The sequence below is a fragment of the Paraburkholderia sp. MM5384-R2 genome (genome assembly GCF_014201025.1).
Classification (GTDB): Bacteria; Pseudomonadota; Gammaproteobacteria; order Burkholderiales; family Burkholderiaceae; genus Paraburkholderia; species Paraburkholderia tuberum.
The window spans coordinates 35,511-52,406 of record NZ_JACHDI010000009.1 but is presented as its reverse complement, the minus strand read 5'-3'; the positions used below and the strand labels follow the sequence as shown (position 1 = coordinate 52,406).

General features: G+C 65.9%; 18 protein-coding genes. 7 read left to right on the top strand and 11 right to left on the bottom strand.

Features of this window, described 5'->3' with window-relative positions:
- The first annotated feature begins 15 nt into the window (after positions 1 to 15).
- The 3 genes from HDG37_RS16555 to HDG37_RS16545 all read left to right on the top strand — a co-directional run bounded on the left by HDG37_RS16555 (position 16) and on the right by HDG37_RS16545 (position 2,616).
- Positions 16 to 1,476, top strand: coding sequence for an efflux transporter outer membrane subunit (locus tag HDG37_RS16555; protein WP_184049457.1), 1,461 nt, complete (start codon positions 16 to 18; stop codon positions 1,474 to 1,476).
- Between the two features lie 130 nt (positions 1,477 to 1,606).
- Positions 1,607 to 2,182 (top strand): TetR/AcrR family transcriptional regulator, encoded by a 576-nt coding sequence (locus HDG37_RS16550; RefSeq protein WP_260334889.1) that lies wholly within the window; start codon positions 1,607 to 1,609, stop codon positions 2,180 to 2,182.
- 287 nt (positions 2,183 to 2,469) lie between these two features.
- Entirely contained in the window at positions 2,470 to 2,616 is a 147-nt protein-coding gene (locus tag HDG37_RS16545) for a hypothetical protein (protein WP_184049453.1), read from the top strand.
- Here HDG37_RS16545 and HDG37_RS16540 read toward each other — a convergent pair.
- The 3 genes from HDG37_RS16540 to HDG37_RS16530 all read right to left on the bottom strand — a co-directional run bounded on the left by HDG37_RS16540 (position 2,608) and on the right by HDG37_RS16530 (position 4,866).
- The gene (locus HDG37_RS16540; RefSeq protein ID WP_260334888.1) at positions 2,608 to 2,877 is read right to left on the bottom strand and encodes a hypothetical protein; all 270 of its coding nucleotides are present in this window, start codon (positions 2,875 to 2,877) and stop codon (positions 2,608 to 2,610) included. The genes HDG37_RS16545 and HDG37_RS16540 overlap by 9 nt on opposite strands.
- Positions 2,878 to 3,065: 188 nt before the next feature.
- Complete coding sequence (locus HDG37_RS16535; RefSeq protein ID WP_260334887.1) at positions 3,066 to 4,061, bottom strand: hypothetical protein; 996 nt, start codon at positions 4,059 to 4,061, stop codon at positions 3,066 to 3,068.
- 226 nt (positions 4,062 to 4,287) lie between these two features.
- Positions 4,288 to 4,866 (bottom strand): hypothetical protein, encoded by a 579-nt coding sequence (locus tag HDG37_RS16530; RefSeq protein ID WP_184049451.1) that lies wholly within the window; start codon positions 4,864 to 4,866, stop codon positions 4,288 to 4,290.
- A gap of 242 nt (positions 4,867 to 5,108) precedes the next feature.
- Here HDG37_RS16530 and HDG37_RS16525 point away from each other — a divergent pair, with 242 nt between their 5' ends.
- Together HDG37_RS16525 and dmeF are read left to right on the top strand one after the other, a co-directional pair.
- On the top strand, positions 5,109 to 5,384 hold the full coding sequence (locus tag HDG37_RS16525) for a metal/formaldehyde-sensitive transcriptional repressor (protein WP_090809546.1): 276 nt from the start codon (positions 5,109 to 5,111) through the stop codon (positions 5,382 to 5,384).
- A gap of 6 nt (positions 5,385 to 5,390) precedes the next feature.
- Positions 5,391 to 6,308 (top strand): CDF family Co(II)/Ni(II) efflux transporter DmeF, encoded by a 918-nt coding sequence (dmeF, locus tag HDG37_RS16520; RefSeq protein WP_184049449.1) that lies wholly within the window; start codon positions 5,391 to 5,393, stop codon positions 6,306 to 6,308.
- Positions 6,309 to 6,430: 122 nt separating this feature from the next.
- Here the strand turns inward: dmeF and pcaF are convergent, their stop codons facing one another.
- From pcaF to HDG37_RS16485, 7 genes are all read right to left on the bottom strand, one after another.
- Entirely contained in the window at positions 6,431 to 7,633 is a 1,203-nt protein-coding gene (pcaF, locus tag HDG37_RS16515) for a 3-oxoadipyl-CoA thiolase (protein WP_184049447.1), read from the bottom strand.
- 366 nt (positions 7,634 to 7,999) lie between these two features.
- Positions 8,000 to 8,980, bottom strand: a complete 981-nt coding sequence (denD, locus tag HDG37_RS16510) for a D-erythronate dehydrogenase (protein ID WP_184049445.1) — start codon at positions 8,978 to 8,980, stop codon at positions 8,000 to 8,002.
- Positions 8,981 to 9,013: 33 nt separating this feature from the next.
- Complete coding sequence (gene otnI, locus HDG37_RS16505) at positions 9,014 to 9,814, bottom strand: 2-oxo-tetronate isomerase (protein ID WP_184049443.1); 801 nt, start codon at positions 9,812 to 9,814, stop codon at positions 9,014 to 9,016.
- Positions 9,815 to 9,875: 61 nt separating this feature from the next.
- Positions 9,876 to 10,538 (bottom strand): aldolase, encoded by a 663-nt coding sequence (locus HDG37_RS16500; protein WP_184049441.1) that lies wholly within the window; start codon positions 10,536 to 10,538, stop codon positions 9,876 to 9,878.
- A complete protein-coding gene (otnK, locus tag HDG37_RS16495; RefSeq protein WP_184049439.1) occupies positions 10,535 to 11,848 on the bottom strand; it encodes a 3-oxo-tetronate kinase in 1,314 nt (437 codons plus the stop codon). Before otnK ends, HDG37_RS16500 begins: the two co-directional genes overlap by 4 nt.
- A 14-nt stretch (positions 11,849 to 11,862) precedes the next feature.
- Entirely contained in the window at positions 11,863 to 12,753 is an 891-nt protein-coding gene (gene ltnD / locus HDG37_RS16490) for an L-threonate dehydrogenase (RefSeq protein WP_184049437.1), read from the bottom strand.
- A gap of 72 nt (positions 12,754 to 12,825) precedes the next feature.
- Positions 12,826 to 13,530, bottom strand: coding sequence for a FadR/GntR family transcriptional regulator (locus HDG37_RS16485; RefSeq protein WP_184049435.1), 705 nt, complete (start codon positions 13,528 to 13,530; stop codon positions 12,826 to 12,828).
- 245 nt (positions 13,531 to 13,775) lie between these two features.
- Between HDG37_RS16485 and HDG37_RS16480 the strand changes: the two genes are divergently transcribed.
- Positions 13,776 to 14,600, top strand: coding sequence for an IclR family transcriptional regulator (locus HDG37_RS16480; RefSeq protein WP_184049433.1), 825 nt, complete (start codon positions 13,776 to 13,778; stop codon positions 14,598 to 14,600).
- Positions 14,601 to 14,684: 84 nt separating this feature from the next.
- On the opposite strand, the gene HDG37_RS16475 is transcribed toward HDG37_RS16480, so the two are convergent.
- Entirely contained in the window at positions 14,685 to 15,875 is a 1,191-nt protein-coding gene (locus HDG37_RS16475; RefSeq protein WP_184049431.1) for a M20 aminoacylase family protein, read from the bottom strand.
- A gap of 111 nt (positions 15,876 to 15,986) precedes the next feature.
- On the opposite strand from HDG37_RS16475, the gene HDG37_RS16470 reads away from it, so the two are divergent.
- Complete coding sequence (locus HDG37_RS16470) at positions 15,987 to 16,895, top strand: LysR family transcriptional regulator (protein WP_184039306.1); 909 nt, start codon at positions 15,987 to 15,989, stop codon at positions 16,893 to 16,895.
- Position 16,896 lies beyond the last annotated feature (1 nt).

The window sequence follows — 16,896 nt, the reverse complement described above, 5'->3', positions numbered from 1 at the left end:
CTTGCGAAGACGCTCATGCTACCCAAACCCATCCTTGCCGCGGTTATTGCCGCCAGTCTCTCGGCTGGCTGCGCTGTAGGCCCCGATTATGTCCGGCCCAATGTAGCCATGCCCGAGCAGTTCCGGGGCCAGGCCGCGGTGGATCACCGGCACGCGGCGGCCAGTGCCGACCTTGTCACGTGGTGGACGGGTTTCGATGATCCGCAACTGACACGATTCGTCACGCTCGCACTGGATCAGAACCTGGACCTCGCGCAGGCCGCCGCTCGCGTCTCGCAGGCGCGCGCGGGACTTGGCGCGGCGAATGCCGCGCTGCTGCCGTCCGGCACTGTCAGCGGGCAGGCGGCGCGAGTCTACCAGTCGGTCGAAACCCCCTTGGGGCGAGTCCTGAATTCGACGCCCGGTTTCGATCGCTACGGCAATGATTACGAGGCTAATTTCAACGCGAGCTGGGAACTGGATGTGTTTGGTGGCCTGCGTCGCGGGCGGGAAGCCGCACTTGCCGAATACCAGGCTTCGGAAGCCGGTGCGGTGGCCACGCGCCTGGCAGTGGCGGCGCAGACTGGCGATATTTACATCACGATTCGTGGGTTGCAGGCCCGTCTGAAGGTTGCCCGGCGGCAGGTGCAGACGCAGCAGGATCTGCTTTCGACCATCAACCTCCTGTATAGCAAAGGATTGGCGGCCGACCTTCAGGTGAGCCAGGCCGAAGGTGCGCTGTCCCAGGTTCAGGCATCCGTCCCGGTCCTCGAGGCGGGTCTGGATGCAGCGATGAACGCGCTGGATGTAATGCTGGGTTCACAGCCCGGCACGCATCGAGCCGAACTGGTCGAAGCTGGTGACATCCCGGTCGCCCCGCGGATCGCGGACACAGGATCGCCGGGTGAGTTGCTCAGGCGCCGGCCCGACCTGATCGTGGCCGAGCGTCGCCTCGCCGCATCGAACGCGCGCATCGGCGTGGCCATCGCCGAGTATTACCCCAAGGTGTCGCTCAGTGGACTGCTCGGCAGCGCCACCTCGGTGGCCAGCGGCAACCTGTTCAGTACCGGCGCCAATCAGGCCGCTGGCGTGCTGGGGCTGCGCTGGCGTCTGTTCGATTTCGGCCGCATCAATGCGCAGATCGAGCAGGCCAAGGGGCAGCAGGCGGAAATGCTGGCCGCGTATCGGCTCGCCGCGCTTCATGCAACCGAAGACGTCGAGAACTCATTCTCGGCACTCGTGAAGCGCGAGCAAGAGGCCGCGGTGCTCGCCCAGGGAGTGAACTCGCTCGGCCGGGCTCGAGCGGCCTCGTTCGCAGCCTATCAAAAAGGTGTCGTCAGCCTGATCGAAGTCCTGCAGGCCGACGAAAACCTGCTGCGCGCCTCGGATGAGCGAGTGCAGGCGCAAACGGAATCGGCACGCGCAGCCGTTGCTGCCTTCAAGGCGCTCGGTGGCGGATGGCAACCTCGCGAATCCGAAGCGGTCGCCATCAAATAGCAACCCTGCGCACCCAACGATTTGCGAGGAGCGTGGATTTTGGCCATCGTTCTTTGTCATATGAGTGCTTTGCCGCATGCCACACAAACGAATGACGCGAGCAGAAAGTCGCGAGCGAACCCGGCGGCGCTTGCTCGACGCAGCAGCGTCGAGCATCGCCGAAAAAGGGTTTGCTGCGACTAGCGTGGAGGATATCGCAGCCCAGGCCGGCTATACCCGCGGCGCGTTTTACTCGAACTTCAGCAGCAAGAGCGATCTGTTCGTCGAGCTGCTCCGTCTCGATCACCAGAACATGCAAGAAAACTTGCAGAAGCTGCGAGACGCCGCACCGTCCAGCGAAAACCTGCAAGTGCAGCTCACTTTGTTGTACGCGCAGTGCTATCGCGACGACAACAACTACATCATCTGGGCTGAGGCACGTTTGCATGCCATGCGTGACGCGAAATTCCGACAACATGTGAACGCCCTATGCCTGCAAAAGCGCGACATGATCGCGTACTTCATTGAGCAGCTATGCAAGCGCCTCAACATGCAGTTGCCGGGCCCTTTCGCCGACCACGCGCTCGCCGTTATCGCATTGATCGACGGCATCCTCTACTTCAACATGATGATGCCCAATGATCTGTCGAACGCTTCGGCCGAAGCGATTTTGAGCAACGTTTTGACAAAGATGTTCTGCAATGCACCAGTCCTGACTGAAACATAGTTTGATCATGTGCCTCCTCCACAAATACCCGGTCAAGCGATTCAATCCCATCAGTTGGTATCAGCCACACACCAGTCAATCAGCGAGGTCTTCGATGAACCGGACCTTGCGTTACCAGTGGCCGATGGGTCGTTTGTGAGTAAGAGTGCCATCACCCAGGCGCGGCGGCGGCGGCGTGGCGCCACTGGCGTGGCTGTTTCACGAATCAGCCAGAAACTGGGTTGTGCAGAATCAGGACCGATGCCTCTTCAAGGGATTCTCGCTGTTCGCGATGGGGCTATCGCCGCATGCGTCTCGACAAGCTGCCGACGATGCAAGCGGCGCTCGGCCTCTACGCATCGCTGGGATTCGAGCCCATCGACGCCTACGTGTTCAATCCGATCCCCGCCGCAATTTTTCTGGAACGCGATCTGACGCGGCCGCGTTCAATGTAATGGCGGTGCAGGCCTGACCCGGCCTGCAGGTATGCACTCGCTCATTGCCCCGTTCTGCTGGCTCAAGCCACGCACGACCACCTCGGACGATTTGCCGTCACGCCGCGCGAGTTCGGCCAGATCGAGTAACGCGGCGTAGCGCGCGGAACAGTCGCTCGCCGCGCCGGCGTCGGGGTTCGCGCGAAGGTCGTCGCTGGCGTCGCTGGCGTCGCTGGCGTCGCTGGCGTCGATGACTGCGTTGATCGCCAGCAACGTCGCCACGACGATCGTCGCGAGCGCGACCGTTTTGCGGAGCGCGCCCCGCGCAGCCCTTTGCGCTCGCGAGTGACGCTCCGCCTCAGCAGATGGTGGACACGAGCCCGCCATTTCGCACATCGCGTCGCACCGCGCGGCGCGACGTGAGCGCCACGATTCTACGCAGGTTCTGATTCTCATCGCCGCGCTCATCGTCAGGCCCAATGCGCCGGCACCCACACGCGCCCGACCCAATGGCCCGGCACCCAGACCGCGGCCCGCGGCGCGACATACACAGGACGCGGCGCGACGTAGACGGCCGGCGGCGGGGGCGGCGCCACGATTACCACCGGCGGCGGAACATAGGCCGGCGGAGGCGTCACCACGACCGGCGGCGGCACGTACACGACCGGCGGCGGCACGACGACCGGCGGAGGCGGCGCCACGACCACCACCGGCTTCGGCGCAACGACCACGGTCGTACCGGTCGCCGTCGTGGTCCCGCCCGCGACCACCACGCCGCCTGTTACCACCGTACCGCTCGAGGTCACCGTGTGGCCTTGCGTGCCGGTCACGCTCGTCGAAGTCGTCACGACGCCGGGCGCGACCCGCGTCGCGGTGCCTGAGTGATAGACGTTGTTGTTGTCCGGACCCGTCACCGTGCCCGAGCGCGCGCAGGTCGAACCCGCGCAATTCGTCGACGCAGAATGATTGGCCGTATTGCCGTTCGACCCGGTGATCGAGCCCGACGACGAATACTGGCCCGGCGCGGTGCGCGTCACGTCGCCGGACGTCGTCGCCGTTTTGCCGTCGGGACCGGTCAGCGTGCCGCTATGCGAGCAGGAGCCGCCCGCGCAACTGGTGTCGCCCGAGTGCTGCACCGAGTTGCCGTAGCGGCCCGTCGCGGTACCCGAGTTCGAGAACTGGCCGGGCGCCGTGCGCGTGACCGTGCCGGTGTTGCTTGCGAAGCCGCCATAGGGGCCGGCCACGCTGCCCGCATGCGAGCAGCTACCGCCGCCGCACGAGCCGTAGTGCGCGCCGTTATAGACGCCGCGCGACGTGTACGCGGTGCCGTGACCCGACCACGCCAACGCCGATGCGCTGCCGAGCGCGAGCACGGCGGCGGCCGCGCCGAACGCCGCCTTGCGCAGCGCGCCTCGCGCCATGCTGGCGCAGACCCTGTCGGAACCTGCGAATGAACGATTTTTCATGGTATGTCCTTGCTGGATTCGGGCCACTTGCGTCACTGCCGCGTGGCGACGAACGGACTATAGAAGGACACACCGCGGAAATCATCACGGAACATATGTCGCGCTGTTTCACGGCGACGCGGGCCCGCCAGGCAAGGTTTTTCGGGCATTCGGCGGGAGCCGCGACATATTTCGACATAGTTTGCGAAACAGATGCGGCCGCCGGAATCGACTGCGGCCCCGCCGCTCACTGCCCGACCGGCGTCACCTGCACGGCGGCGGCGGACACGAACGCCGCATGCACGGTGTCGCCGACCTTCACGTCGCTCAAATCGACGTCGGGCGCTGCTTCGAAGGTCTGGGTCTGATACGCGCCGCGCAGCGTCACGAGGCGCTGCTTGCGATCGATCTTCAGCACGGTCGCGAGCACCTCGGTCTGCCGCGCCGACTCGTACCCACCCGACGCCGGCGCATAGCTGCGCCGGTCGACCCGCTCGCGAATCCCCTTGCCCGCGCTGCTTGCCTTCTCGACCTTGGTGAGCAACGCATTCTTGTACAGCACGTCGACGCGATCGCCGATCTTCAGCTGATCGAAACCGGCGACCTGCTGGCTGACGAGCACGATCGCGACGTCGCCATGCGGAGCCTTCAATGTCAGCGAACGGTTGCCCGCATCGATGGCGACGATCTCCGCCGTCATATGCACCGGCTGCGCCGCGCTGAGCATCGCTTGCGCGGTGCTCGCCATGTCGTCCTGCGCTCGCGCCGGCGGGGCCGCGGCCACCACCGCGCTGACCAATGCTGCAGCTATCGTCGCTGTTTTCATCCGCGTTCTCCTCCTGCGAGGTATAAATACGGCTTGACGGCCGGTCATGCGCGTCGAGCGCAATCGCTTCGTGCTACGCAGCATTCGTGCCCGGCGTCATGAACTCTGCGCCTACAGGACAACCACGGCCAACAGTATGACGCGAACGATTTGCCGACGTATGCATCGGCATGGCCGCCGACAGCCATCAGAAACGCCATCGCGGTACCGTGCTATCCTATATACCCATAGGGGGTATATGTATGGCACATCTGAGCATACACAAAGACGGCTTATTGAAACGCGTTCGTCGCATCGCGGGCCAGGTTCAGGCTATCGAGCGTTCACTGGAGTCGGACGCCGATTGCGAAAAAGTCCTGCACCTGGTGGCCGCGACCCGCGGCGCAATGAACGGCCTGCTCGACGAGATCGTCGAGGCGCACGCGCGCGAGCATGTCGCGCATCCGGACCTGACGGCCAGCCAGCGCAAGAAGGGAGTTGATGCATTGATCGGCGCAATCCGCCGCTATTCGAAGTAAGTGTGTATGACTGACCATCTGATCCACAAACACGAGCACTCGTTTCTCGGCAGCTCGCACGACGACAACGCGCGCCGGACCCGCTTCGTCGTCGCGCTCACCGTTGTCATGATGATCGGCGAAATCGCGGCCGGTTACGTGACCGGCTCGATGGCGCTGCTCGCCGATGGCTTCCACATGGCGACGCATGCCGGCGCGCTCGGCATTGCCGCGCTCGCGTATGCGTTCGCGAGACGCAACTCGGCAAACCGCGCGTTCAGTTTCGGAACGGGAAAAGTGGGCGAGCTTGCCGGCTTCGCTTCGGCGCTGATTCTCGCGTTGGTGTCGCTTGGCATCGGCATCGAATCGGCGATCCGGCTCGTTCATCCCACCGGTGTCGCGTTCGGGCAGGCCGCGGTGATTGCGGCGATCGGGCTGGTCGTGAACATCGTCAGCGCGCTGCTGTTGTCGGGCGGCCATGCGCACCATGGGCATCACGATCATCACCATCATCACGACCATGCGCATGGGTCCGACAACAACCTGCGCTCCGCCTACGTGCACGTGCTCGCAGATGCGCTGACCTCGGTGCTGGCGATCGTGGCCATGCTGGCCGGCCGCTATCTCCAGTGGGTCTGGATGGACCCGCTGATGGGCATCGTCGGATCGATCGTCATCGCGCGCTGGGCATGGACGCTGATGCGCGACACGGCCGGCGTGCTGCTCGACAGAACCGACGAGCACGTGGCCGGCGAAATCCGCGAAATCCTGGATTCGCACGGCGATGCCGAGATCGCCGACCTGCACGTCTGGCAGATCGGCCCGGAGGCGCGAGCGGCGATCGTCAGCGTGCGCACGCATGGCGGCGTTACGGCCGAGACGATCCGCGCGCGGCTCGCGCCGGTGCATGAGGTCATGCATCTGACCGTCGAAGCGGCGTCATAACGCCTGCGCCCGGCGCAACAAGGCGCGATCAAAACAAAGGGCCGGCGTGTCTCGACGCCGGCCCTTCTTTTCACCATTCAGCTTGTGCGGAGACCGAAGCTCGCGCTAAACCAGCTCACGCATCACACGCGCTCGATCGCGATCGCGATGCCTTGGCCGACGCCGATACACATCGTGCACAGCGCGAAGCGGCCCTGCGTGCGTTGCAGTTGATACATCGCGGTCGTCACCAGACGCGCGCCGCTCATGCCGAGCGGATGGCCGAGCGCAATCGCGCCGCCGTTCGGGTTCACGCGGGGATCGTCGGCGGCGACGCCGAGGGCGCGCAGCACCGCGATACCTTGCGAGGCGAACGCTTCATTCAGTTCGATCACGTCGAACTGGTCGATCTTCATGCCCAGACGCGCGAGCAGCTTCTGCGTGGCGGGTGCCGGGCCGATGCCCATCACGCGCGGCTCGACGCCGGCGGTGGCCACACCGAGCACGCGGGCGCGCGGCGTAAGGCCGAAACGCTTCGCGGTCTCTTCATTGGCAAGCAGCAACGCCGCCGCGCCGTCGTTCACGCCCGATGCGTTACCGGCCGTAACCGTGCCGTCCGGACGCACGACGCCCTTCAGCTTCGCGAGCGTTTCGAGGCTCGTTTCGCGCGGATGCTCGTCCTGCATGACCGTGATCGGATCGCCCTTCTTCTGCGCGATCGTCACGCCGACGATCTCCTGCGCGAGCGTGCCGTCGCGTTGCGCGCGCGCCGCCTTCTGCTGGCTGCGCAGCGCGAATGCGTCCTGGTCGGCGCGGCTGATGTTGTAGTCGGTCGCGACGTTTTCGCCGGTTTCCGGCATCGAGTCGACGCCGTACAGCTTCTTCATCAGCGGATTCACGAAACGCCAGCCGATCGTCGTGTCGTAGACCTCGTTCTGACGCGAGAACGCGCTGGTCGCCTTGGGCATCACGAACGGCGCGCGGCTCATGCTTTCGACGCCGCCGGCAATCATCAGCGCGGCCTCGCCCGACTTGATCGCGCGCGCGGCGATGCCGACCGCATCCATGCCCGAGCCGCACAGACGGTTGACCGTCGAGCCCGGCACGTCCTTCGGCAGACCCGCGAGCAGCAGCGACATGCGCGCGACGTTGCGGTTGTCGTCACCGGCCTGGTTGGCGCAGCCGTAGATGAGGTCGTCGATCGCGGTCCAGTCGACGTTCTTGTTGCGCTCCATCAGCGCCTTGAGCGGCACCGCGCCCAGGTCGTCGGCGCGCACCGACGACAGCGAACCTGCATAGCGGCCAATGGGGGTGCGAATCGCGTCGCACAGGAATGCTTCGGTCATGGGATGTCTCCAGTTGAGATGCTGCGTGCGCTGCGCCTCGGCCGGCTTCGCACCGATGAGGCCGGTTCGATGCGCCGAGGCATCGGCCCTGGGCGCCAACGGCCGCGGACGGGCAACTGCAAAATGGCGGCGGCGTAACGCGCCGTCACGTCGAAGCAGCTTAGCGCAGGATCGTGAACGATGGGCTTGGGATTGACGACCGATACGGCTGCCGCCCCTTCTTCGCCCTACCTCGTGTTCTATATACGAACACAAGGTCATATATCGAACAAAACAGCCTCGATAATAGGCGGGCGCGCGAAAGCATGTCAAGCACGGCCGCAGCCGTGCCAAGCGACACCAGGGAATACGCGGAGGGGGTGATCTTCAGCGAACTTCGATTCCTTCATCGGCGATGTAGCCGCGAATCACGTCCGCGAAACTGCGCTCGGCCGCGAGCCCGAGCCGTTCGGCGCGCGACGTATCCCACGCGCCGGGCCAGCTGCCGACGATCTTCTCGATGCGCTCGTCGGGCTGCCGCACAATGCGGCTCGCGACCGCCTCGCCCGCGACCTCGCGCAGTGCCGCGATCATCTCGTCGACGCTGACCGACAAGCCCGGCAGGTTCAGCACGCGTCGCTTGCCAAGCGCGGCGCCATCGAGTTCGAGGCCGGCGATAAGACCCTCGATCGCCTTGCGCGGCGACAGCAACCACAGCCGCGTCGAACCGGCGATCGGACACACGGCCTCCTCGCCATTGAGCGGCTCGCGGACGATGCCGCTCGCGAACGACGACGCCGCCGCATTCGGCCGCCCCGGCCGCACGCTGATGGTCGGCAGCCGCAGCACGCGGCCGTCGACGAAACCGCGCCGCGAATAATCGTTGAGCAGCAGCTCCGCGATCGCCTTCTGCGCGCCGTACGATGACTGCGGATTGAGCGCGGTGTCGTCCTGCACGACCGCAGGCAGATCGCCACCGTAGACCGCGACCGAACTGGTGAACACGACGCGCGGTTGGTGCCCGCGCTGCCGGCAGATTTCGAGCAGCAGCCGCGACGCATCGAGATTGATGCGCATGCCGAGATCGAAGTCCGCCTCGGCCTGGCCGCTGACGATCGCAGCGAGATGAAAGATCGCCGAGGTTTGATCGTCGATCACGCGTTCGAGCACGCTGCGCTCCGCGATATCGCCGACTTCGGTGCGCACGCGCGCATCGCCGAAATCGTGTGCGCGCACGACGTCGAGCAACACGAGCCCGGTAATCGCTTGCGGTGCGCCGTGCGCATCTCTCAGTGCGCCGCGCGCGAGCAGCTCGCGCGCGAGACGCTGGCCGAGAAAACCGGCACCGCCGGTGATCAGTACTTTCATGGTTACGTGTGCGTCAGTGGTTGTCGGAAAGAGTCAACGCCCCGCATCGAGATAAGGCTTCAGCCAGCCAAGCCCCGCCGAGGTCCCCGCGCGCGGCCGGTATTCGCAGCCGATGTAGCCGTCGTAGCCGAGCGCATCGATCAGATCGAACAGGTACGGGTAGTTCAGCTCACCGATGTCGGGCTCGTGCCGCTCGGGCACACCCGCAACCTGGATGTGACCGATGCCGGCCATATCGCGTTTGAGCTTCATCGCGAGATCGCCCTCGACGATCTGGCAGTGATAGCAATCGAACTGCACCTTCAGATTCGGCGCGCCGAGTTCGGCGCAGATCGCTTGCGCGTCGTCCTGTCGATTGAGGAAATAGCCGGGCATGTCGCGCGTATTGATCGGCTCGATGACGACCGTGATCTGTTCGGCTTGCGCGGCCCGCACGGCATAGGCGAGGTTGTTCAGGTACACGTCGCGTTGTGTTTTGCGCTGCGTTTCGCCCGCTTGATCGCCGGCAATCAACCCCGCCATCACATGCAGCTTGCGATTGCCGAGCACGCGCGCGTACTCGAGTGCCGTGTCGATGCTGCGGCGGAACTCGTCCTCACGGCCCGGCAACGACGCAAGGCCGCGCTCGCCGCCGCTCCAGTCGCCGGGTGGCGCATTGAACAGCGCCTGCGTGAGGCCATGCGCGTCGAGCCGCGCCTTCAGCTCGCCCGGGCGGAACTCGTAGGGAAACAGGAATTCGACCGCGTTGAAGCCGTCGCGCGCGGCGGCGGCGAAGCGATCGAGGAACGCGTGCTCGTTGTACATCATCGACAGATTGGCGGCGAAGCGAGGCATGGCGGCAGCTCCTTCAAGACAGTGCGATACGGTGCGCGGCGTTCATCGGCAATGCGCGCTGCTACCAGCGCGCGCCGAACGCGGCACGGAGTTGTTCGATCGCGGCGGCGTCGAGCGGCGCGGGCCGCGGATTCGTCATCAGCCACAGGCGCGCGGTCTCCTCGAGTTCTTCGAGCGCATACGACGCGTGCGCGACCGAGCGCTCCCACACTACCGGCCCCAGACGTTCGAGCAACACCGCGCGCACCCGATCGGCCAGCGCAGCGATTTGCGCGGCCACTCGGGGATCACCCGGGCGTTCGTAGCGAATCAGCGGCACGTGGCCCACTTTCATCACGTAGTACGGTGTGATCGGCGGCAGCACGTCCGCTTCGCTCCACACGCCCGCGAGCGTCAACGCGACCAGATGCGTCGAATGGGTATGGACGATGCCGCGCGCCTCGCCGTTGCGCGCATAGATACCGCGATGCAGCGCCAGCGTTTTCGACGGCTTGCCGCCCGACACCGCGTGGCCGTTTGCGTCGACCTTCGCGATGTCGGCGGGATCGAGGCGGCCGAGGCACGCGTCGGTCGGGGTGATCAGCCAGCCGTCGTCGAGCCGCGCGCTGATGTTGCCGGCGCTGCCGACCGTATAGCCGCGCTGATACAGGCTCGCGCCGACCGCGCAGATTTCCTCGCGAACGCGCGCTTCGGCGCAGGTGTGAAGTGCCGGTGCGTCGCTCATTGCGCGGCTCCGTCGAGATGGCGCAGCGCCTTGTCGAAGAAGTCGGTGGTGCCGAAATTGCCGGATTTCAGCGCGAGTGCGAGCGGTTCCGCTTCGGTCGTCGCCGTGGCCGGCACGCCCGGATCGATCTGCGCGCCGATGCGCAGCATGCGCACGTCGAGCGCCTGCACGACGGCGCCCGAAGTTTCGCCGCCCGCGACGACGAACTTGCGCACACCCCGTTCGCGCAGACCGCGCGCAATCGCCGCCAACGTCTTCTCGACCAGATGCCCGGCCTCGTTGACGCCGAGTTCGCGCTGCACGGCCTGCACTTCGTCGGGCGATGCGGTCGCATAGACCAGCACCGGTTCCGCGTGCACGAAGCGCTGTTGTGCGAACGCGAGCGCCTCGCCGACGACGTCCTCGCCGCGCGCCGCCGCGAGCGGATCGATGCGGAACGCGGGCCGTGTCGCGCACCAGGCGGCGACCTGCGCGTTGGTCGCCGTCGACGCACTGCCTGCGAGCACCGCCGACAAACCTTCTATACGCGGCAATTGCGCGGCATGGGTTTGCTCGCCGAGCAGACCCGCGCGCCGGAAGTTGGCGGGCAAACCAAGCGCGACGCCGGAGCCGCCGGTGATCAGCGCGAGGTCCGCGCAGGCCGCGCCGAGCGTGTGCAAATCGGCGTCGGACACCGCATCGGCAATCGCGATGCGCACGCCGTCGGCGCGCAACGCGGCGAATGCGGCACGCACGGCCGCATCGCCTTGCGCGAGCTGGTCGTAATGCACGAGCCCGACCTTCGATTGCGTTTGCCGCCGCAGCACGCGCACGAGGTTCGCGTCGCGCATCGGCGTCAGCGGATGGTTTTCCATGCCCGACTCGTTGAGCAGCGCATCGCCGACGAACAGATGACCGCGAAAAATCGTGCGGCCGTTCTCTGGAAACGCGGGACACGCGATCGTGAACGACGCGCGCTCAGCGAACTCGGTGGACAGCGCATTCAGCAACGCATCGGTCACCGGGCCAATGTTGCCCGCATCGGTCGAATCGAAGGTCGAGCAGTACTTGAAGAAGAATTGCCGGCACCCTTGCGCGCGCAGCCAGGCGAGCGCGGCCAGCGATTGCGCGACCGCGTCGGCGGCCGGGATCGTGCGCGACTTCAGCGCGACGACGAGCGCGTCGGCGCCGAGCGCTGCGTTGGAGGTGGGCACGCCGATCGTCTGCACCGTGCGCATGCCACCGCGCACGAGCATGTTGGCGAGATCGGTGGCGCCGGTGAAGTCGTCGGCGATGCAGCCGAGCAGCGCGGGTTTCGTTTGAGCCGTCATGACCTCTCCCTCGCCTAGTGCTTCGTCGGCAATTCGATGCCTGGGAAAATCTTCACGACCGCCGAGTCGTCTTCGCCACCGTGGCCCGCCGTCGACGCCATCATGAACATCTGATGCGCGGCCGCCGACAGCGGCAGCGGAAACTTCGTGCGACGCGCGGTATCGAGCACGAGGCCGAGGTCCTTGACGAAAATATCGACCGCCGACAGCGGCGTGTAGTCGCCCGCGAGAATATGCGGCACGCGGTTCTCGAACATCCACGAATTGCCCGCGCTGTGCGTGATCACGTCGTACAGCGCGTGCGGGTCGACACCTTCGCGCAGGCCGAGCGCCATTGCCTCGGCGGCCACCGCGATATGCACGCCGGCCAGCAGCTGGTTGATGATCTTCACCTTCGAGCCTGCGCCATGCGTGGCGCCAAGCCGATACACGTTGCCGGCGATCGCGGCGAGCACGTCTTCGCACGCGGCATAAGCGGCCGCGGGACCGGACGTCATCATCGTCATCTCGCCCGACGCCGCGCGCGCCGCGCCGCCCGACACCGGCGCATCGAGCATCTGCAGACCGGCCGCCTCGACGCGCCTGCCGAGATCGCTCGCGAACTCCGGCGCGACCGTGGCACTCGCGATCACGACGCCGCCCGGCTTCATGGCCGCGAGCGCGCCGTGCTCACCGAACAGCACGGCTTCGGTTTGCGCCGCATTCACGACCAGCGTGATCACGACCTCGCACTGCGCGCCGAGCTCCGCGGGCGTCGCACAGCCGATGCCCCCTTCATCGACGAACGCCTGCAGCGCGTCGCGCCGCAAGTCGCACGCGTGGACCCTGAAGCCCGCTCGCAACAGCGAGCGCGCGACGCCGAGCCCCATGGCCCCCAAACCAATGACACCGACATTTCTCGACATGCATGACCTCTATGGATGGGTGCCGCATTCGTGGGTTCGCGCGCGTCGGAATCACCGCGCGCCTTCAGCGCGTCAGACGATGCCCGCCTCGGCAAGCCGCCGCGCCGCGTTGTACAGATGCGTCTGCGCGGCATTGCGCGCCGCCATCGGATCGCCGGCACGAATCGCCGCGGCGATCGCCACGTGCTCCTCGCGCACCTGCCGCGAGAAGTCCTCGCGCAGCGCCTCGTTGCGGCGCGTGACGACCGTGCCCGCTTCGAGGTACTGATTGAGGAACGTCAGCGTCTTCAGGAAATACGGATTGCCCGTAGCCGCCGCGATCGCGCGATGAAACGCGACGTCTTCGGCGACGCCGTCTTCGCCAGTGCCGACCGCGCGCTCGATGCGCGCGAGCGCGGCGTCGATCGCGGCCATCTCGGCATCGCTGCGGCGCATCGCGGCTTCCGACGCGACCTCCGCCTCGATCGCGCGTCGCAGCGCGAGGATCTGCACGACCGAGCCCGGCTCCACGGCTTCCGCGTAGTCGATTCGCAGCGGGCGGATCGCGCCGTGCCCGGCGACGAACACGCCACTGCCCTGACGCGGCTCGACCACCCCCTCGTTCTTCAGTCGCGACAGCGCCTCGCGAATCACCGTGCGGCTTACGCCGAACTGTTGTGCGAGCACGGCTTCGGTCGGCAGCCTGGCGCCGCGCGCGAAGGTGCCCTTGTCGATCTGCTTCAGCAGTTGCTGCGCGACGGTGTCGCTCAAAGCGCGCGCGGGAATCTTGTCGAACATGGCGGATCCGTTGGACCGGGTGTCTCGAACTAGTCAGGTTATCGGGTCATCATACAAATTTGGAGTGGGGAATCGCATCCACGCAAACCCTGGGTTTTTTGCACGAATCGGCGTTATTTGGCGAAATAGAAGGCTTAAGCTATCGTCTCGCCTTTGCGCCGCAACGCAAAACGCGGCGCCGCATCGAAACGAACGCGCGTCGCGCGTCCTTCGCACGCACTCTTCCGAACCCACGATCAAGGTCCATGAGCAAAGCCCTGCCGCCGTCTTCCGTCGCGCCCGCCAACGCCGAACCGGCCCCGGAGAAACCGGGCGACTCGTACGTGCAGTCGTTCGCGCGCGGCCTCGCGGTCATCCGCGCGTTCGACGCGACGCGGCCTGAACAGACGCTCACCGACGTCGCCGCGGCGACTGGCCTCACGCGCGCCGGCGCGCGCCGGATCCTGCTGACGCTGCAAACCCTCGGCTATGTGGAAGCCGAGGGACGCCTGTTTCGTCTGACGCCGAAGATTCTCGACCTCGGCTTCGCGTATCTGACCTCGATGCCGTTCTGGAATCTCGCCGAACCGGTGATGGAAAGCCTGTCGGCACAGGTGCACGAAAGCTGCTCCGCGGCCGTGCTCGATCGCACCGATATCGTCTACGTGCTGCGCGTGCCGACTCACAAGATCATGACGATCAACCTGTCGATCGGCAGCCGCCTGCCCGCGTACTGCACGTCGATGGGCCGCGTGCTGCTTGCCTCGCTCGACGACGAGACGCTCGACGCGACGCTGAACTCGACGCCGCTCTACGCGCACACGCCGCGCACCGTCACCGACAAGCAAGAGTTGAAGAAGCTGATCGAGCAGGTGCGTCGCCAGGGGTGGGCGATCGTCGATCAGGAGCTCGAAGGCGGCTTGATTTCGCTGTCCGCGCCGATTCGCAATCGCCAGGGCCGCGTGATCGCCGCGATGAACATCAGCGGCAACGCACAGCGCAATTCGGCCAAACAGATGGTGAAAGCGTTCCTGGAACCGCTGCAGCGAGCCGCGCAGACAGTCTCGGAGATGGTCGCGCGGCGCGGCTAATGAACGCTTCGTGGCTCTGGCCGCGCGGTGATGAGCAGCCGGGCGCGCACGCCTCGTGCGCGCCGCGTCGTGTGCATCAAGCGCTCACTGCGCGAGATAGCGCTCCACCAACCGTGCCCAGAACGCCGCGCCGATCGGCAGACTGCTGTCGTTGAAGTCGTAGTGCGGGTTGTGCACCATGCAACCTTCCTCGCCGACGCCGTTGCCGATGCGCAGGAACGTGCCCGGCCGCTTCTGCAGCATGAATGCGAAGTCCTCGCTACCCATCAGGATGTCGGTCTGCTCGACCACCTTGTCGTCGCCCACCAGTTCGCGCGCGACCTGCACCGCGAAATCCGTTTCGGCATCCGTATTGATGACGACCGGATAGCCTTCGATGTACTCGACGTGCGCTTTGCCGCCATAGCTCGCGGCCTGCGACTCGGCCAACTCAGTGATGCGCTTCTTCAGCAACGAGCGCACCTCGGGGCTGAACGAGCGCACGCTGAGCTCGAGCCGCGCGCTGCTGGAAATCACATTGTTCGCGGTGCCCGCGTGCATCGAGCCGACCGTCACCACGGCGGGCTGCGACGGATCGACGTTGCGCGCGACGATCGTTTGCAGCGCCATCACGATGCTCGCGGCGACCACGACCGGATCGACGGTCAGATGCGGACGCGCCGCATGGCCGCCGACGCCTTCGATCGTGATGATCGCCTTGTCGCCCGCCGACATGAACGGTCCCTTGCGGAACAGCAACACGCCCGGCTCGGCTCCCGGATGGTTGTGCAGGCCGAACACGGCGTCGCACGGGAAGCGCTCGAACAGGCCGTCGTTGATCATCTTCAGCGCACCGCTGTCGATGCCGCTTTCCTCGGCCGGCTGGAAATACAAATGCACGGTGCCCGAGAATTTGCGCGTGGCCGCGAGACGTTGCGCGGCGCCGAGCAGGATCGTGGTGTGGCCGTCGTGGCCGCACGCGTGCATCTTGCCGTGGGTGCCGCTCGCGTACGGCAGGCCGGTCTGTTCGATGATCGGCAACGCGTCCATGTCCGCGCGAATGCCGATGCTGCGCTTGCCGTCACCCTCTTTCAGCGTGCCGACCACGCCGGTCTTGCCGACCCCGCGCGTGACCTGCCAGCCCCACTGTTCGAGTTTTTCCGCGACAAGCGCCGCGGTCTGCACTTCCTCGTACGCGAGTTCCGGATGGTGGTGAATGTGATGGCGAATCTCGCGCAGGCTCGCGGCGGCGGGTTCCAGATCGGACACTTCGGTCAAACGCGGGGTCTCGTTCATAGCTTGTATGGCTCCAGTGAGTAGCCTCGCACTATAGCCACGCCGTTTTGTTCGAATAAGATGCTATTTTTTTCACCCTGATTAACAGGCCTTATATACGGGGTTACCCTTATGAAGCTGCAGCAGTTGCAGGCCTTCGTCGCCGCCGCGCATCACCGCAGTCTGCGCGCCGCCGCGCGTGAGCTTGGCGTCACGCAGCCGGCCGTCACGCATACGATTCGCGAGCTGGAAAGCGCGCTCAACGCCGAGCTGATGGTGCGCAGCGTGCGCGGCATCGAGCTGACCGCGTGCGGGCTCGCGCTGTTGCCGCGCGCCGAGCAGTTGCTCGGCGACATGCGCCGAACGGTCGAGGCCGTCGAGCAGGTCAAAGGCGAACTGGCCGGCAAGGTCAGCGTCGGCACGATGCCATCGCTGGCGCTGACGGTACTGCCGCATGCGGTGTCGAGCTTTCGCGAGCGGATGCCGCTCGTGAGTCTGCATCTGGAGGAAGTGACGGTGCCCGACGCGCTCGCGCGTCTGCGCAACGGCGCGCTCGATCTCGCGGCGATCCATCACGTTCTGGCATTGGATAACGATCTGGTGCAGGTGCCGCTGTACTCGACGCAGTTCGTCGTCACGATGCGCGCCGGCCATCCGCTCGCGAACGTCACGCGTCTGTCCGAGCTGCTCGACGCCGAGTGGATCGTCACGGTCGGCGCCGACCACTTCCCGCACAGCGTGATGATGGCGATGTTCAGCGCGCACGGCTTGCCGGTACCGAAGCGCTTGCTGCGCGCGCCGTCGTCGTTTGCAGTCACGCTCGGACTCGTGTCGCAGACCGACGTGATCAGTTGCTTCACGCGGCCGCTTGCGCAGAGGGTCGCGCCGCTCGGCATTCGCGTCGCACAGATCGAAGACGCGCTGCCGAACTACGATCTGAGCATCATCTCGCGACGCGATCTGCTGCCGACGCCGGCCGTGCAGCAGTTCGTCGCATGTTTGCGGCAGGTGACGCGGGAGCGGATGGGAGCCGTGCAGTAAG

Coding starts and splice junctions, on each gene's coding strand:
- HDG37_RS16555 (WP_184049457.1), top strand. CDS start 16: ATGCTACCCAAACCCATCCTTGCCGCGGTTATTGCCGCCAGTCTCTCG.
- HDG37_RS16545 (WP_184049453.1), top strand. CDS start 2,470: ATGCGTCTCGACAAGCTGCCGACGATGCAAGCGGCGCTCGGCCTCTAC.
- HDG37_RS16535 (WP_260334887.1), bottom strand. CDS start 4,061: ATGAAAAATCGTTCATTCGCAGGTTCCGACAGGGTCTGCGCCAGCATG.
- HDG37_RS16530 (WP_184049451.1), bottom strand. CDS start 4,866: ATGAAAACAGCGACGATAGCTGCAGCATTGGTCAGCGCGGTGGTGGCC.
- HDG37_RS16525 (WP_090809546.1), top strand. CDS start 5,109: ATGGCACATCTGAGCATACACAAAGACGGCTTATTGAAACGCGTTCGT.
- dmeF (WP_184049449.1), top strand. CDS start 5,391: ATGACTGACCATCTGATCCACAAACACGAGCACTCGTTTCTCGGCAGC.
- pcaF (WP_184049447.1), bottom strand. CDS start 7,633: ATGACCGAAGCATTCCTGTGCGACGCGATTCGCACCCCCATTGGCCGC.
- denD (WP_184049445.1), bottom strand. CDS start 8,980: ATGAAAGTACTGATCACCGGCGGTGCCGGTTTTCTCGGCCAGCGTCTC.
- otnI (WP_184049443.1), bottom strand. CDS start 9,814: ATGCCTCGCTTCGCCGCCAATCTGTCGATGATGTACAACGAGCACGCG.
- HDG37_RS16500 (WP_184049441.1), bottom strand. CDS start 10,538: ATGAGCGACGCACCGGCACTTCACACCTGCGCCGAAGCGCGCGTTCGC.
- otnK (WP_184049439.1), bottom strand. CDS start 11,848: ATGACGGCTCAAACGAAACCCGCGCTGCTCGGCTGCATCGCCGACGAC.
- ltnD (WP_184049437.1), bottom strand. CDS start 12,753: ATGTCGAGAAATGTCGGTGTCATTGGTTTGGGGGCCATGGGGCTCGGC.
- HDG37_RS16485 (WP_184049435.1), bottom strand. CDS start 13,530: ATGTTCGACAAGATTCCCGCGCGCGCTTTGAGCGACACCGTCGCGCAG.
- HDG37_RS16480 (WP_184049433.1), top strand. CDS start 13,776: ATGAGCAAAGCCCTGCCGCCGTCTTCCGTCGCGCCCGCCAACGCCGAA.
- HDG37_RS16475 (WP_184049431.1), bottom strand. CDS start 15,875: ATGAACGAGACCCCGCGTTTGACCGAAGTGTCCGATCTGGAACCCGCC.
- HDG37_RS16470 (WP_184039306.1), top strand. CDS start 15,987: ATGAAGCTGCAGCAGTTGCAGGCCTTCGTCGCCGCCGCGCATCACCGC.